At 35.0% G+C, this 16605-nt stretch carries 17 protein-coding genes and 2 pseudogenes; 5 read left to right on the top strand and 14 right to left on the bottom strand.

Annotation, left to right across the window (positions count from 1 at the left end; translation table 11 throughout):
• Positions 1 to 5: 5 nt before the first annotated feature.
• From MHH37_RS09100 to MHH37_RS09085, 4 genes and pseudogenes are all read right to left on the bottom strand, one after another.
• Complete coding sequence (locus MHH37_RS09100) at positions 6 to 341, bottom strand: DDE-type integrase/transposase/recombinase (RefSeq protein ID WP_342575976.1); 336 nt, start codon at positions 339 to 341, stop codon at positions 6 to 8.
• Positions 342 to 632: 291 nt separating this feature from the next.
• Positions 633 to 764, bottom strand: a complete 132-nt coding sequence (locus MHH37_RS09095) for a hypothetical protein (protein WP_342575975.1) — start codon at positions 762 to 764, stop codon at positions 633 to 635.
• Positions 765 to 1229: 465 nt separating this feature from the next.
• Positions 1230 to 1379 (bottom strand): annotated as a pseudogene (locus tag MHH37_RS09090) (DUF1048 domain-containing protein); the annotation flags it as partial.
• 145 nt (positions 1380 to 1524) lie between these two features.
• Complete coding sequence (locus tag MHH37_RS09085; protein WP_342575974.1) at positions 1525 to 1932, bottom strand: hypothetical protein; 408 nt, start codon at positions 1930 to 1932, stop codon at positions 1525 to 1527.
• A gap of 741 nt (positions 1933 to 2673) precedes the next feature.
• On the opposite strand from MHH37_RS09085, the gene MHH37_RS09080 reads away from it, so the two are divergent.
• The 3 genes and pseudogenes from MHH37_RS09080 to MHH37_RS09070 all read left to right on the top strand — a co-directional run bounded on the left by MHH37_RS09080 (position 2674) and on the right by MHH37_RS09070 (position 6522).
• Complete coding sequence (locus tag MHH37_RS09080) at positions 2674 to 3300, top strand: TetR/AcrR family transcriptional regulator (protein WP_342575973.1); 627 nt, start codon at positions 2674 to 2676, stop codon at positions 3298 to 3300.
• 141 nt (positions 3301 to 3441) lie between these two features.
• A pseudogene (locus MHH37_RS09075) lies at positions 3442 to 5759 on the top strand (FtsX-like permease family protein).
• Positions 5760 to 5763: 4 nt separating this feature from the next.
• Positions 5764 to 6522 (top strand): ABC transporter ATP-binding protein, encoded by a 759-nt coding sequence (locus tag MHH37_RS09070; protein ID WP_342575972.1) that lies wholly within the window; start codon positions 5764 to 5766, stop codon positions 6520 to 6522.
• Positions 6523 to 6689: 167 nt separating this feature from the next.
• On the opposite strand, the gene MHH37_RS09065 is transcribed toward MHH37_RS09070, so the two are convergent.
• The 9 genes from MHH37_RS09065 to MHH37_RS09025 all read right to left on the bottom strand — a co-directional run bounded on the left by MHH37_RS09065 (position 6690) and on the right by MHH37_RS09025 (position 15058).
• A complete protein-coding gene (locus MHH37_RS09065) occupies positions 6690 to 7130 on the bottom strand; it encodes an NUDIX domain-containing protein (protein ID WP_342575971.1) in 441 nt (146 codons plus the stop codon).
• A 28-nt stretch (positions 7131 to 7158) separates the two neighbouring features.
• A complete protein-coding gene (locus MHH37_RS09060; protein ID WP_342575970.1) occupies positions 7159 to 7722 on the bottom strand; it encodes a GNAT family N-acetyltransferase in 564 nt (187 codons plus the stop codon).
• Between the two features lie 142 nt (positions 7723 to 7864).
• The gene (locus MHH37_RS09055) at positions 7865 to 8650 is read right to left on the bottom strand and encodes a GNAT family N-acetyltransferase (protein WP_342575969.1); all 786 of its coding nucleotides are present in this window, start codon (positions 8648 to 8650) and stop codon (positions 7865 to 7867) included.
• 193 nt (positions 8651 to 8843) lie between these two features.
• A complete protein-coding gene (locus tag MHH37_RS09050; protein ID WP_340798391.1) occupies positions 8844 to 9053 on the bottom strand; it encodes a hypothetical protein in 210 nt (69 codons plus the stop codon).
• Between the two features lie 14 nt (positions 9054 to 9067).
• Entirely contained in the window at positions 9068 to 9547 is a 480-nt protein-coding gene (locus tag MHH37_RS09045) for a YjdJ family protein (protein WP_342575968.1), read from the bottom strand.
• Between the two features lie 46 nt (positions 9548 to 9593).
• Positions 9594 to 9959, bottom strand: coding sequence for a topoisomerase (locus tag MHH37_RS09040; RefSeq protein WP_342575967.1), 366 nt, complete (start codon positions 9957 to 9959; stop codon positions 9594 to 9596).
• Positions 9960 to 10161: 202 nt separating this feature from the next.
• The gene (locus MHH37_RS09035; protein ID WP_342575966.1) at positions 10162 to 10941 is read right to left on the bottom strand and encodes an alpha/beta hydrolase; all 780 of its coding nucleotides are present in this window, start codon (positions 10939 to 10941) and stop codon (positions 10162 to 10164) included.
• A 258-nt stretch (positions 10942 to 11199) separates the two neighbouring features.
• Positions 11200 to 13779: an AAA family ATPase gene (locus tag MHH37_RS09030; protein WP_342575965.1), complete on the bottom strand. Its 2580-nt coding sequence runs from the start codon at positions 13777 to 13779 to the stop codon at positions 11200 to 11202.
• Entirely contained in the window at positions 13769 to 15058 is a 1290-nt protein-coding gene (locus tag MHH37_RS09025; protein WP_342575964.1) for a methyltransferase domain-containing protein, read from the bottom strand. The genes MHH37_RS09030 and MHH37_RS09025 overlap by 11 nt, the downstream gene beginning before the upstream one ends.
• A gap of 188 nt (positions 15059 to 15246) precedes the next feature.
• On the opposite strand from MHH37_RS09025, the gene MHH37_RS09020 reads away from it, so the two are divergent.
• Both MHH37_RS09020 and MHH37_RS09015 read left to right on the top strand, forming a co-directional pair.
• Complete coding sequence (locus MHH37_RS09020; RefSeq protein WP_342575963.1) at positions 15247 to 15384, top strand: hypothetical protein; 138 nt, start codon at positions 15247 to 15249, stop codon at positions 15382 to 15384.
• Positions 15385 to 15470: 86 nt separating this feature from the next.
• The gene (locus MHH37_RS09015) at positions 15471 to 15938 is read left to right on the top strand and encodes a DUF4030 domain-containing protein (RefSeq protein WP_342575962.1); all 468 of its coding nucleotides are present in this window, start codon (positions 15471 to 15473) and stop codon (positions 15936 to 15938) included.
• Between the two features lie 109 nt (positions 15939 to 16047).
• On the opposite strand, the gene MHH37_RS09010 is transcribed toward MHH37_RS09015, so the two are convergent.
• Positions 16048 to 16509, bottom strand: coding sequence for a GNAT family protein (locus MHH37_RS09010; protein WP_008409258.1), 462 nt, complete (start codon positions 16507 to 16509; stop codon positions 16048 to 16050).
• Positions 16510 to 16605: the final 96 nt, after the last annotated feature.

Genomic DNA, 16605 nt, shown 5'->3' with positions numbered 1-16605 from the left:
TTGTGTTAATAGTGCCATCCTTGATCGGAATGAATTGTTGTCCGATATTCAGGACGTTTCTCAATGATTGGAAGTACTTGTTTAAGTGAATCTAATACAAAATCTAGGCTCGGTCGTTTTGACATACTAAACCCAATAATTTCAACATTATATAAGTCCATAATTGGACATAAATATAGTTTTTCATCATTTGAACATTTAAATTCAGTTACATCAGTCACCAATTTTTGAAGGGCATATGGTGTTCTGAATCTACGATTCAAAAGGTTTTTAGCGACTTTCACAACCTGTCCTTTGTAAGATTTATAACGTGATTCACGTACAAATTTTACACATTTCAACCCTAACTTTTCATAATTCGTTGAACTTTTCTATGATTTATTGTGTATCCCATCTCTCTTAATTCCGCATGAATTCGACGATAGCCATTTCGCCCTTCATGCTTTTAAAAGGTTTCTAAAATCAAAGTTTCCCATTTTTCGTTCGAATCTGCTTGTTTCTTTGTTTCATCTGATAATGGGTACGTTACTTCTGGAATATCCAATTGTTTAAAATATCTTTTAATCGAAATCCTTCTTGTTTAAGTTCGAAGGCAATGGTAGCTTGTGCTTTTCGAGGAAGACGTCCGGATTTTATCGAAAAGCTTTCAACTTTTTTAAATACGCGACCTCTAAACGAAGTAGTTCATTTTCGCGTTCTAACTGCTCCTCACGTGACATAGTTTTTTCTTGGTTATTCACTGTTGATTTTTGTTTCTTAGACATAGACGGATGCCCCTTTGATTTTTTTTGTAGGCCCTCTACCCCTTCATTTAAAAACCTATGATACCAACTGGCAACTAAAGTTGGATCATTCAAGTTAAAGTGAATCGCAATATCTTGATAGGAAGCCCCTGTTCGTTTCATATAGTTTAATACATCTAATTTAAAATGAACAGAATAAAACTGCTTCGTTTTCTTAACGGATAAGCCGCTACGCCCAAACTCTTTATAAGCACGTACCCATTTCCATAACGGTGTAGCACCGACACCATATTTCTTCGCTATCGCTCTATATCCTAGTGATCCACTTCAATATTCTTGAACCACCATCAATTTAAATTCTTCATTATATTTAGTCATAAAAAATCACCTCAAAGGTTAGTTTTTTACTCTAACTTTTGGGGTGCAGTACCGAAAAGCGCCAGATTGTTGAATATTCACTTTGTAAAAATGGCTAGGATGTTGTCATTAGCCTCGACCAATGGTATCATTCAACTTCTTTCGATATTTGTCCTGCCAAGTTTTCGCATCCTTTACTAGTTCGTCACAGAAAGAAGCAACATCCACACCCGTGAGGTCAGTAACTTTCTTACCTTCTGATGCACCTTCCTCGAAAAGGACTCAACAACCCCCTATTTTTAAATATGCCTTAATTATAGGATTGTTCTTTTGGTTAATAGAATTACTGATTCAGATAATACAATTTTTATTTTCTCTTTTTAAGAAGAAGATTTAAATGAAAAATTGATAAAGAACATGGAATTCAAAGATCAGTTGAATGTTTAAAAAATGCTTTTTTTAATATTTTTTGCGTTAACCAAAATAGAATTGCACAGATGATGCCTAATATCATCATTAAAGATATATGATCTCTAATGGATATCCCTCGAAAAGCTATAAAACAAAATAGAATTCCAACTAAGCACCCACTAAAAATATAACTAACAAAATTATAAAATTTGTTTTTGATTTTAAAGTCTAAAATAAAAGAAACACTTGCACCAACAACAAATAATGGGAGGACATAAAGGCTATAACCAAATAGGCTAATAAAAAATTCATCATAGTTGGGTGGATTATGTAAAAAATAAATATAATTAAATGCTAAAGCGATTGAAATTATTAATGAAGTAACAAGTGTTGTAAATATTTTTAGTTCAATAAATTTCATTCCAATCACCCCCTTATAGTTTAAATCTTAAACTATTCTTTAATATAAACCGAAAACCCTCTCTAATGCATTTCCTTTAATTTGTATAAAATCATGTATATTTCTTATTGTTTTAAAACCGCATTTTTCTATGGCTATTCCATAAAAAGTTATTCAATAATATGGCCCTTTAGCTGAAGAACGCACAATTCTTTTCAAGAATAGCGCCCGATTGTTGAAGATTATTCAATTAAATCTATCGTTTAATAACCCTTTAAAATGTTATCCTTCCTCTTTCCCCTTTAACAATTTTCCAACCATCTATCTCGCCGAAAAATGTTGTCTGATTTACTTATCTCCTTCTAACAATTTAAGTATAGATGGTCGAACAAACAATAATTCTTGGAACCAATATTTTCCTTAAACCTGATAAATTAGTCGAAAATATCATTAGGGTTTAAAAAGATACGTTGGATAGATTCATATCTCGACTCAATTGGTAACAGTTTTGCAATATTCACTTTGTAGAAAACTTGAAAACCGATTTTTGGATATGGACTGCTTTCTGTCCACATTGAATTGTCACTATGGTCTACGATTATGTACCCTAATAACTTACATTCTCCTTTCTAGCATCTAATAACATTTCATTAATACCAATATATTCAATAAATCAAAAATATAACTAAAAATATAATTGACAAAATTATACATAGTATTATAATTTTACCAACAGGCAATCGGTCTGTATTGGAGGGGAAAATGAGAAAAGATGCAGAAGAACGTAAAAGTGAAATTCTTGATGTGGCAGATGAGCTTTTTAGTAAGAAGGGCTTTGACGGTACGAGTACAAACGATATTCTCGAAAAGGTAGGAATAGCGAGAGGCACATTGTATCATCATTTCAAATCAAAAGAGGAGATTATGGACGCGCTGATGGAGCGTTATAGTGGACGACTATTAGGTGCAGCACAGGAAGTTGCCGCAAACAAAACCATCCCCATAGTCGATCGTATCATCCGTGTTGTCATGTCAATGAATCTAAGCAGCGGAAGTAGCGATGAAATTATGGAACATATTCATAGACCTCAAAATGCGCTTATGCATCAGAAAATACAGAAAATCATCATCAATGGCCTTACGCCTATATTGACGGAAATCATCTTTGAAGGTATTGAACAAGGAATGTTTAATACCCCATACCCGTATGAATGCATGGAAATGGTTGTGACATATGCAAATACTGTTTTTGATGATGATATGGTTCAATTGACAAACCATGATCGTGTTACCCGCATACAAGCGTTTATGTTCAACGTAGAAAGACTGCTAGATGTTGAAAGAGGCGGTCTTATGTCAGTTATACAAATGTTTAGTAGCAATGAATAGCTGAAAAAAATTTCTTCTATAGAGTCGGAGTAATTAATGGGTTATGTTTATGGACAGGCAAAGAGTACTATTTTTCATTTTTATCAAAGCAATTCTTCATATTGTAAAATTGGTTGGCAATTTTGAAAGCAGAGGTGGCTTATGTATTCTAGAATAATGTGCAATGACATTTTAAAGAATAAAGTGATTACGTTAATAACGATGATATTTATCGCTATTGCAGCTATGCTTGTATCGCTAGCGGCGACACTAACCATTAATCTTTCAGGCGCACTAGATACTCTTATGACAAAAGCTCAAACTCCCCATTTTCTGCAGATGCATTCGGGGGAAATTGATAATGCTCGGCTTTCATCTTTTGCAGAGCAGAATAGCAATGTTGATAAATTTCAAGTAATTGAATTTCTCAACATAGACGGCTCAAAAATTATACTTGGCGAAAATTCATTAGCGGATAATGTTCAGGATAACGGTTTTAGCACCCAGAGCGATAAATTCGATTACCTTCTTGATCTTGACGGAAACATCATAAATGTATCCGAAGGTGAGCTTTATGTTCCAATAAGCTATATGCGGGAAAACATCACAAAGGTCGGTGACGAAGCAGTAATAAGCGGTCAGAAATTTGTCGTTGCGGGATTTCTTCGCGATTCGCAGATGAATTCTACGCTCTCCGCTTCAAAGAGATTTCTTGTTAGTGAAAATGATTACGACAAAATAAAAAATCTAGGGAGAATAGAACATCTAATTGAGTTCAGATTAAAGGACTTGTCTGCGCTTGGCGAATTTGAAACTGCTTATGCAACCGCACAGATAGAAGCGAACGGTCCAACAGTTACTTATAAGCTTTTCAAAATGATGAATGCACTTGCAGATGGAATGATGATTGCAGTTATACTTTTTGTTAGCGCACTTGTCATTGCAATCGCGTTTATCTGCATTCGCTTTACGCTTCTTTCAAAAATGGAAGATGATTACCATGAAATTGGTGTTATGAAAGCAATTGGACTTCGTATTTCCGATATAAAAAGGATTTATTTCGTAAAATATGTAGCAATTGTTACGGTGGGTAGTGTACTCGGTTTTGGGCTTTCAGTTATGTTCAAAGGCATACTACTTGAAAATATACGCCTTTATATGGGGGAAGCCGAAAATTCTTCTTTTGCACTTCTTTTCGGAATCATGGGCATACTGGTGGTGTTATTTTCTATTCTTCTCTATGTAAATGGCGTGTTAAACCATTTTAAAAAAATATCCGTTGTGGAAGCAATTCGCTTTGGTACTTCACAAGAGAAAAACTCAGGCGCAAAGCGCTTTTACTTGAATAAGAATTGGTTATTTAACACGAATGTTTTTCTTGGTATTAAAGATGTTCTCACAAGGAAGAAGCTTTACGCCACAATGCTTGCTGTATTGGTAGTTTCATCATTTATCATTATTGTTCCACAGAATTTGTATAACACGATATCCTCAAAAAGTTTCATACAATATATGGGCATTGGTGATTACGATATGCGTATTGACATACAGCAAACTGAAAATATCTCTGAAAAAACTGACGAAATTTTAAAGGAGATAAGTAATGATCGCACCATTTCAAATTACGCTTCTCTTACAACAAAAATATTTAAGGCCAAAATGGAAGACGAAACGGAAGAAAATTTAAAAGTCGAACTAGGTGACCATTCTGCGTTTCCTATAGCATATTCTCAGGGAAAAGCTCCCGTTAACGAAAACGAAATTGCACTTTCATCTATAAACGCTGATGAAATGAATAAAAAGGTTGGCGATGTCATTACATTAGTGGTTGAAGGAGAGGAAAAATTTTTTTCGGTAAGTGGGATCTATTCTGATATTACCAATGGCGGTAAAACTGCAAAGGCTGTATTCAACGATAATTCAGCAGATATTATGTGGAGCATTATTATTGCTAAATTTTCGGATACATCGATTATTGAACATAAAGTTTTGAATATTCAATTGGATTTAGTTATGCAAAAATTTCAGATGTTAATGAATTTGTTAAACAGACATTTGGTTCAACAATACGTTCTGTCGAAAAGGCATCCTACGCAGCAGTTGTCATTTCGCTCATTATAACAGTATTAATTACACTGTTATTTATGAAAATGCTTATTGCAAAGGACAGAACCTCCATTGCGGTAATGAAAGCACTAGGTTTTAAAAAATCAGATATCAAGATACAGTATATTTCACGTTCAGTATTTGTTCTAATTATTGGAACTGTTCTAGGTACACTTCTAGCTAACACGCTCGGAGAAATACTTGCTGGGGCAATTATCTCTTCGTTTGGAGTTGATTCATTTAAGTTCAAGGTTAACCCACTTTCGGCGTATTTACTTTGTCCGCTGATGATGGTAAGTGCGGTACTGCTCGCAACAATAGGTGGTACATCAGGAGCAGGACAAATCAAAATTTCAGAAAATATAAAGGGGTAAGCAGATGAAAAAGATTATTATCGGTGACTGTATAACAAAATCTTTCGGAGAGAGAAATGAACAGCGAAATGTTCTCGATGGGGTTTCTATTGAAATAAACGAAGGCGAATTCGTTGCGATCATGGGTCCATCGGGGTCAGGAAAATCGACGCTAATGTTCACACTAAGTGGAATGGACGATGTTAATAGCGGAAAGGTCATATTTGACGACAGGGATATATCTGTAATTGGGGAAAATGAGCTTTCAGATATACGTAGAACAAAAATGGGGTTTGTTTTTCAGCAACCCACTATGCTAAAAAATTTAAATATTATCGACAATATCATTCTTCCTGCGATGCGTGACAATAGAAAAAATGTTGCAAGTATTTCAAAGAAGGCAAAAATGCTGATGAAAAGAGTCGGTATTAAAGAGCTTGAAAAACACGATATTACACAAGTATCAGGAGGGCAACTACAACGGGCGGGGATATGCAGAGCACTTATGAACAATCCGAAAATAATGTTTGGAGATGAGCCTACCGGAGCTCTCAATTCAAAATCTGCACAGGAGATTTTGAATATATTTTCTGAAATTAACGAGGAAGGCACAACAGTTCTGCTTGTAACTCACGACGCAAAGGTTGCCGCACGGACTGAACGTATACTGTTTATGCGTGATGGAAAAATCGTACACGAACAGAAACTTTCAAAGTGTGACGGGACTGATATAGATGCTAGAATCGAGAAAATTACAATGAAAATGATAGAGTTAGGCATATAATTCTTGTGCTTCTTGGGGAAGAAATTTAATTCTATATTGTTTTAAATAATGAGCCTAAGAATAGGTATATCAATTGGTTGGAAATCCTTCCTCAATTAAATGGCCCTATAATGGAAAAACGCGATCTTCTTATTGAAGAATCGCGCCCTATTATGGAATATGTATAACTAATATTTCACCCGCATATTATCTTGTAGTATTTTCTCTGCAAGTATAATGTTTTCTTTTAGAAATAAAGGTAGTTCCGTATGTGCAAGAACCTCTGATGTTGTCATCCAAATAACATCATCCACTTCTTCAGTACTTTTAGCGTAAGGTTCTCCAGATTTATGATGACATAGGAAAACGATATCGATTACATTTATTCCTGATTCTGTCACGAAGGAGGAGCTATTTACATATTTAATGTCTGTAATTTCGCTACCTACTTCTTCAAAAACTTCTCGTTTTAATGTTCTTTCCAGAATATCAGACGAATCACCTTCAATTTCACACTTTCCTCCTACTAATGAGAGACCTCCACCAGCATGCTCCTCCTTTTCACTTCTGCGGATTAAAAGCCATTTCTCATTGCGACGAATTGCCCCTTCTACATTTACTACAAACATAAAATACCCCCTAAAATTAGCTGGTTAGTTAAATAAACTTATTTAATTCATTTTTTTCTAGCGTGTAATGATAATGTATTTGATTTTCTATCTTAATATTCCCTCTAAGTTGAAAGCCACATTTATTTAATACTTTATTTGAAGCTACATTACGCGGAAGAACTACAGCATTTAATTGTTCTACATGAGTGTTTTCAAATAGGTAATTTATTAACCCATTTACTGCTTGTGTTGTGTACCCCTTGTTTCTAAAATGCTTAGAAATAGAGTAAGCAACTTCTCTATTTGGTCCGCTTAGTTCCTCTTTAATTCCAGTATTACAGAAACCAATAAATTCGTCAGTTTCTTTTAAAACAATTCCCAACTTCAACCACCTTTCGCCTATGCTTGGGACATTAGCTAAAAACTCTTTATTATCGGGAATCTCATAATTAGTAACCCAATCTAACCTTTGTTCTCTAGTCGAACGCCAATCTGGCAAAAACTCATAAACTTCGGGTTGTGAAGTCAGTTCATAAATAGCATCTACATCTTCTATTCTAAACTCTCTTAATAGTATTTCACCGCAGTCTATTGTAAATAAATCATTCATATTCATTTACCCTCCAATGTAATAACATTCTTTACTAAGTTAGATAATTCCTTCTTCAACTAAACTGCTGCGTTAGTTTAAGTGCATTTCTTCACAATCTTGTTATTCAACAATCTGGCCCGATTGTTGAGGTTTGGACTAATTAATTTTTGTAAACGAAAATTGAATATTCAACAGGTTCAACAAACCCTAGCTTCCCTGCTAAGTTTATAGAAGACTCATTTGTTACATCACAATCCCATTTAGGCACGATACTATTTTTCAAACAATACTCTATAAATGAAGTTGCGATTATATTTGCTAATCCTTTTCCTCTATAATCTTTGTGAGTAAAAATATCAATCTCTGCAAATTCTTGTGAAGAAAAAATTGAAGAACATTCACTAATTACTCTTTCATTATGTAGTATACTGAATCCAAAACCATTTTTAAGAAAGTTTAATGTGGAGCCCCAATATTCTTTATAGTAAGCCTCATTAAATTCCAAGCTATTCTTTATTATTTCTGAGTTTATTTTTTTTATAGAATATTCACTAGATTGTAATATTGTTTTGTCTATTTCCTTATCAAAATTATAATTAAAAGAAAATCTGCTCCTTTGTTTAATTTCCTCTTTTAACTGACTCATTATTGCACAATTCCATTTACTCGATGAAGAGAATAAAGTGAATCTTGACTTATTATTTTTCTTATACCTATATAGCTCAAAGAGGAAATTATTGAAATCTAAGTTATCTACCTCTCCCCCCACAAAATAAATACCTGATTTAGTCCCAATCAGAACTGACTTATGAGAACTAGAGTCAACATAAACTGTTCCTTGTATATAGCCATCTAAAATTGAATATACGAAAGTTGGACAAGTTATATTATTTTTGTTCAATGTTCTTTTTAAATTTTTAAATTCACTTTGATTAAGTGATATCATAAGATCACACCTTTCTATTTTATACCAACTAATGTAAATAACATATTAACCACAATTCAAAGCATGTCATCTATTTACTTATTCAAAGCCCATAAATTGAGGAATGCGTATTCCTTATTAAAGAATCACGCCTGATTGAATATCGAGATAGGATTACTCTTTCTCGCCATGAATTAAATATTGTACGATTCAGTTAGAGGATGATTTCATATATTTTTTGATAACCAAAAGGTAAAATTGAAACAGTTAAAATTCCTGCTACAATAAAAGAAGTTGTTAAAACTCTATATTTTAAAATCGAAATATCTTTTCTTTTACAGGCTATACTTAATACTTTAATCATTGAAAAAACTGTCATAAAAATTATGAAAGCGGAAAAAACACTTGTTAGAATTACCGGCATTTTTTTAACCTCCTTCAACTATTTAACTCACCTTTTGGCGTACTATGTAATTTATATAGTAATACTGCAACTGTTATAAAGAAAAATCCGCTAATTGAAGAAAACGAGAAAAAAATACTTCTTCCTAAAGTCGAGGAATTAAAAATCGAGCTACTAAATATTAACAGTATTACACCTACTAGTCCCCAGTAACCAATTCCCCATTTAGATTTACTTTTGATTAGATATAAGCCAGTTACACTTAGAATATAGAGGACACTTACGATCATAATTGTGGGGAAAAAGGGTTTAAATTTAGCTGCATAAACGAAATAATCGAGTGGGCTAATATCATGCCCATTTGTAATCTCTGTATTAAACAAATTGGTAAATGGCGTTGTGTGCTTCCATTCGAATGGTTTTTCTATAATTGCGCTTCCTTCATACCATGCAATAAAAGTTGATATTATGAAAGTTAATATCCCAACAATGATTTGCATTACATACTTAAACATCTCCACTCTCCTCTTACTATTTTTTTTGCGTCCATTAGGGGATCTGTTAATATTTCTCGATTTTAATAGTTATTTTTAATTCTTCACTTGTTGTTTCGGTTTCTGATTCAGAAATATTCTTAATCGAATCTTCAACTATTTGTTGAATCAACGTAGCTTCAATATTTGATTTCTTTGGAAAACCTACTGCAACGGTTGATTCGCCAGCTCCACCATCTAACATTATTGCGAGTGCATCACTTTCAAGTTCTGTTAACTTTGTAATCGATCCTATTATTTCTGTTTGTAATTCAGCAAATAAGGCTTTATGAGAAACTGCTACTTCGTGCTCGCTTTCTAATACCTCAACTTTATTACATCCACCTAACCAGATTGAACAAAATACAATCCCTGAAATTATAGTTTTTTTCAATTTTCTGCACCCTTTCATACTGTTTCACGAATTAATAGATATAGTTACTTAACGAACGCACTTGAAATAAGTTCCTTTTAAGGCTAAATATGTAGATAATAATATGGATAATTAATGTTAATATTTACATAAAAATTAAAGGAAACCTATTATATAAGGTTTCCTTTATGTACTAAGTCCAATTAGTAGAATAAACAATTTATTATTTTATTGTTACCACGCCTTGTGGTAGAGAAAAGTCCTGTATCCAATTTTCAATCATTTGGTTAAAGAAATTAGGATTCATCAATGATATTCCGTGACCAACATTAGGTATAATTATCCCAGTACAATTTGAATTACTTGCAACTATATCTCTTGCAGACTTTTTCATAATTGCTTTTTCTTTTTCACCCACAGTAACTAATATATTGCTTTCTGCATTATTAAAGCCGTTAGGAATTTTAAATGACATATTTTCTTCTAATATTCTTATAAGGGTAGCAGATTTCATTTGAGAACTTTCATCGTAATATGTTTCAAGGAATTCTTCATCAATATAAAGTGTTTTGGCTTGAAGTTTTGAAAAAGTTTTATTTTTAACTAATGGAAAAAATAGCTTTATAGATGGTTTTATCATTTTTCTAATAAATGAATTAGGCCTTACTAATGCGCTGTTTACGATTGCATAATTAATTAAATTTGAATTATTACTTAACATTTGAATAGTTACCTGTGCCCCTAATGAGAAGCCAATAACAATAATTTTTTTACCATCAGCTATCTTTTCTATTAACCTATTTACTTTTTCTGCACTTAATTGAATTGAAAAATTCTCGGTATTTCTACTTGCCCCTTGTTCTGGCAAATCTATTGTAATGCAATGATAATTACTGAAGTATTGAATTTGTTTATCCCACATCCAACTACTTACTCCACCACCGTGTAAAAATACCATTAATGGAGCGTTCTCATCGCCATACTCTCGATAACTTAAATCCAAACAATTCACCTCTTTCATATTAATTAATTCTGTTCCATAAATCTTTCAGAAATTCTTTAAAATGGTGTTTCGTGCTTGCAACTAAACTATCTAATGAAAATATGATTGTTACGGATGCTTAAAGGGCCTATAAAACATATGCAAACCCTTCCTTGAAACGAGGTTCTCTCATTTTATTTATTAAAGAGGAAGAAGGGTCAACATAAACCATAAATAGAGCTGTTTCTTTTAGGTATGCGGTAATTTGTAAATATTATTTTATAATCGCGGATCGGTTGTATCACTTTCTAATGCAAGCGTTGCAAGTGCACATTCGTGTACACGATTGCTGCTTTCCAAACTTACAAAACGTGAAATTCCCTCTAAGCCTAACTTAAATTCCAATAAAGCGTTCTTCATTTTTCGGGAAGGGTTCCGCTGTTTTAACTTTTTCATAATTGCTTCATCTGTATAATCCATGCCATATATGATGCGTAAATATTCCCGGCCGCGTACTTTAATTGCCGGCTGCAGTAATTTCCCTTTATGATAAGCAAGGAAATCGAATGGCTTAATAACAATGCCTTCATGACCATTTTCCGTCATGTCCTGCCACCAATCTATTACTTCCTGTTTATCCTGTTCGCTTTCGATTACACGATATTCTGTCGCTATAAATAACGAACTATTTTCAGCCAAATGTGCATTCATTTGCATATGCCAGCTATGAGGCTGATGGAAGTTAGTTGATGAACTATGGGCAAGTATATGGAATGGTGCGATTTGTATACCGGATAGTTCATTTGTTGGCCAGCAATAGTTTTTGAATACCGCATCAAAGCGTGCTGCATTTTTATATTTATCTGTGTATTCCTCCAGCCAGCTTGTAACATCCACATGTTTAGTATCCTTCAACTTTTCGATGAGTTTATAGCGATCCATTAATGCATTTTCAGCGACCGTTTCATATTGTTGATCGATTAAGCGGTGTGCTTTTAAATTCCATGGTAAAATTTCGGCGTCCATTAAGACGAAGCTTGTATTAAATCGCTCGAAGTAATTTTTAGCCATTAGCTCAGCATGGATTTTTTCCACCATCTGCTGCTGCTGTAATTTTTCAAAGAAGGCACGACCTGTACGTGTTGTAATGTAGCCTAAGCTGTCACTGTTAATGAGCTTCTTTGCAACTTCTCTATTTTTTGCAATAAAGATGACCGCACGACTGCCCATATGCTTTTTCTCGGCAATCATTTTTTGAATACCGTTTTTCTTATAGTAATTAAACGCTTCTGCAGGGTGTTCCAAATAGTCCGGTAATGCAGCTGTTTGTGGTGTTGGACTCATTGTTGGCGGAATGTAGATAACCTGCTCCAAAGGCAATGTGTAGTGAGAGAATGTATCCATTGCTGCCATAGCATTTTCTTTCGGAATTGTTATTTGATCCCCACTAGTTGTATGAACTGCAAAGCCATTTATAAATTGGGCCACATTTGGTGGAATGAAACGCTTATTTTCCGCCTCTAAAATGGGGTTGTCCTCTGTGCCGGCATAGTTTGCGAATGCTTTCACACTTCTTAATGTTTGCTCAGGATATTGAAATGCCGTTAACTCCCCGCCAAATACAACTCCTTGGTCAATATTTATTGTCCGATTTGCTTTAAATGGCTGTACTTTCACATCATGTCCCCAAATGATCAACTCGCTTGTTTTATGCTGCGAGAACCAATCACCGCGTACAGGCTTACTGTAGCTGTCCGTTTGCTGAATATCACCATATCGACAAAAATCAGATATGCGTCTAGATTCCTTGCCGATGTAATGGTCCTTTATCCCGGCATGTGTAACAACAGCTTTTGTGATCTTATTTTTCGTTAAAATATAATGTGAAGGTGCCTTTAGAAGCATGCTTGCAAAACGTGCTTTTAGTGCCTCAGCAGCCTCTTCGCCATGCTCCTTTTCATACTCGGTAAATTCTTGCTCGACAAGCTCATCCCCGTGGTTGAGCGAAACATTTTTTCCATCTAACCAACGTGCTATTTTCCAACCATGATTGCTGTCTGTCATAAAGCTTAATCCCGCATCAATCTGATTCAACCAAAATTGCATCGTTTCAATGGATTTAGGTCCGCGGCTCATAATATCGCCTACAGAAATTAACCGTCGCCCAGCTGGGTGAATATATACATCGCCGCGCTGCTCATAGCCAAGATCCTTCAAGAGCACAAGCATCTCATCATAGCAGCCATGAATATCCCCGATAATATCAAAACCGCTTTCGATTTCTAAATAAAGCTTATTCGGTTCACGGACAATCTCGACGCTTTCATCATCTACTTTATAAATTTTGGCAAATGGCTCTTTCTTTATTGCTTTTAACTCATATTTCAGCGTATTGAATTGCTGCAGCACGCGTTTACGACCTCGAGGATTATCGCGCAATACATCACGGGCCAACAGCTGCTCTTTTGGTGTGTTTAAAATAAGCGCCAGAACGGGTACGTGATTGCGCTTAGCTATTTCAAAATATTTGGCGCGTTCAAAGCCGCGTAAGTTTGTTGCATCAATAATCGATACTCTATTTAACTTCGCACGAGCTTCCACAATCGTATGAAGCGCTTGGAATGCCTGCTCTGAAATGCGCTGATACTCTTCGTAAATAATATCCTCGTCATCTTTTGATACAGACGAAAGGTCGATAAAATCGATATCCGCCACAAGCCGTCGATAGTAGTCAGAGCTAATTATTTCGCTTTCGAGGAGCTGATCCGAATCAACTAATGATTGCAGTAATGTGGTTTTCCCACTATTCGATGCCCCGATTAAAAGTACAATGGCCCTGTTTGGAAGTTTAAATTGCATGTGAATCTCTCCTTGTCATGATACACATTTGAGTAGGAGCACCATATTGTTCATGTACAGAACCGATCCCTTCAAATAGTAAATCATAGTTTGGCGCAACTGCTTTACACCATGCCTCGAACTGCTTGCGATTCCATTCAAAGCGGTGATCATCGTGGCGCATATCTTCAAGTTCGTACACCATATTATACTCTGCGTTTGGTGTCGTAATAATTAAATGCTTAGGCGTATAATTTTGTGTGATGAGCTGCATCATTTGAGGCAGTCGTTCCTCATTTATATGTTCAATCACCTCGCATAAAATAAAGACATCCGCCTCTGTAAACTCTTTATCTTCATAGTAAAGTGATCCCCACTTAATAATAGGTTTTGTAGCAAATTGCTGATCGGCAAAACGTTTTTGCATTTTAGCAAGCGCATGATTACTAGGATCTACACTGTACAGTTTTTTAATCGTAGCGATTTGCGCAAGAAACATCGATAACTTCCCTTCTCCTGCCCCCATATCGATAACCGTTTTAGGTTTTAATGCTGTAACTGCCTCGGCAATTGTTTCATAGCGACGCGTATTTAAAGATGGTTTATCGACTTTTTGCTCATTCTCTTCTCTCATGTACAATTGTTTAAAGCGCAATGCTTTTTTGTAAATAAATTCACGCATCGGATGAGTTTCAAGCCAGCCCTCACCGTAGTTTTCTATACGCTCCCGCTCGGCTTCATCAATAAAATAATGCTTATAGTCATCCATAACCGGGATTAATATAAAAATTTGCTGTAGTGCTTTCTTTAACGTAATGGTATTTGCAAGCGTTAAGAATCGTGCTCGTTTAGCGTCAGTCATCGTGTTAATCGTTACTTCATAGCCTAACGGTTCCCATAAATTTCGGAGTTCCTCGTCTGTGAGCTTTGATGAAATGGGACCAAACTCAAATGTAAACGGAAAGTCCATTGCTGCAAATTGTAAATATTCTTCTTTAGGCTTTCCGTTCAGCGCTGTGCCTAAAGCTGAACGAATAAGCGATAAGAAAATGGTACTTACAGCAAATTCCCGGTCATTAATGTAATGGGTAATATCAAACGCTTCATTGTCTTTTACAAGCGCCAATGAATCAGGTGTAACAAAGATGGAAGCGTATAATTCGTCATCTGTCATTTTATGATAAGCAAATCGAACCGAATGCCCTTTTACTTTGCGCTCATATACGGTTGACGGGTTTTTCGCCAGTAAATGCGATATTGCTCTTGCATGCGGATTTTTTGTGTAAATAGATAGTTGCATAAAGTTAATTTTCTCCTTTAAGGGATTATTACTAGTGTCTATTATAAATGAGTGGCAGCCGAAATGTTTGTAAATTTGTAGTTGGTGTTTCAGGCCTCCAAAATCTTTGTGCCTTTTCATCATATACATGAAAAGCGCCCGATGTTGAATGTTGAACCCCAAAAGCATTGCCCACGGCAGGAGTCGGTATGAGCAAATGGGAGGATATGACACTATTTGACATACAGCTGAAAGGAACGGAAGAATACGTCAATCAAGAAGAGGACAAGATTTTAGCTATTTTGTCGGAAGTTTTGGTAAAAAAGGTTATGATAACTACAAGTTAATGATTTCTAAGACGAATGAAATATCACCCGAGCTATCTTAGGTATTTAATCAAAGGGGAGAAATAGGCGGAAAGTTGAAGTCGGACTTGCAGGCAGCAGGCTATTCGATTTTGGATATTAACGCATACTCGCCTATCATCAAAGTATATATACCGGTTACTGATGAAGCTAAGAAAGCAGAAATTAACACAGTAGCGAGTGAATTCTTGAATTCAAACGGTTCATTGAAAAGTGTACAGATTATAACAAAAGATGTTTCGGTTGAAGAACTTGAGACAAAGTGGATGCCCGTCATTACAAGTATTGAAGAAGAGTTATACCTAAAAAAAGAGTACCGGGTAGATGACATTAGTTATACCTTCAACCCTGAAAAAGTGTCTATTACCATCAAGCTGACCATGAACTCATCACATACTGAATCTAAAGAGGCAGTGAACAAAATCCATGAAAGAATTACTGAATTCCTAAATAGTGAAGAAGTAAAAATAAAGATAGACAATCAGGTATATGAGTTACTAATCCAAGACAAGAACGGCAAGGATTTTCTATTTTAAAAACAAAAATACTTACCAACATAGTAGAGCAACCTCTTTTATGGCGTTGCTCTTTTTCTATTTAAAGTTACTTTTGAATCGCGCCTGATTGCTGATCTCACTAATCCTCTTAGAATAAGAAACTCATCACAATTAATTCACCCTTAGGCCCTTGACGGCGCACACCGTAATCCTTAAAACCACACTTCTTATAAAGATTTTGGGCAGCAGTGTTTGCAACATTAACAGCAAGTACGATTTCATTAATATGAGGGAAATTCTTTTGTACATATGCGGGTAGTAACTGCAATGCCTGCTTTGCATAGCCTTTCCCTTGTTCATTAACCTCTGTTGAAAAAGCACGTACTAAAATCGCATTACAATTATCCGAATATGGTGCTACTCCTTCCTGCTGATGTAAATCAAAATATGTTACAAGCTTTCCTTCAACGATCGCTAATATAGGCGTTCTACTATTACTTGCTAGTTTTAAACATTCACGTGGGTGCCCTGTAAATTTCAGCTGGCTTTCAACTAATTGATATTCGTTAATTAAATGTTGATATGATTGATTGAACGATTGTAATTCCATAATTAGCGCCTCCAGATAAGAACTTATGTTCCTATTTTAACTTTTTATTTTGAATATTGCAATAATTTTCAGAATATGTGCCAAATAACACTTTGG

This window comes from Solibacillus sp. FSL K6-1781 (genome assembly GCF_038630735.1).
Lineage (GTDB): Bacteria > Bacillota > Bacilli > Bacillales_A > Planococcaceae > Solibacillus > Solibacillus silvestris.
Note: the sequence above shows the minus strand (reverse complement) of the source record. Positions and strands in the feature narration are given on the sequence as shown.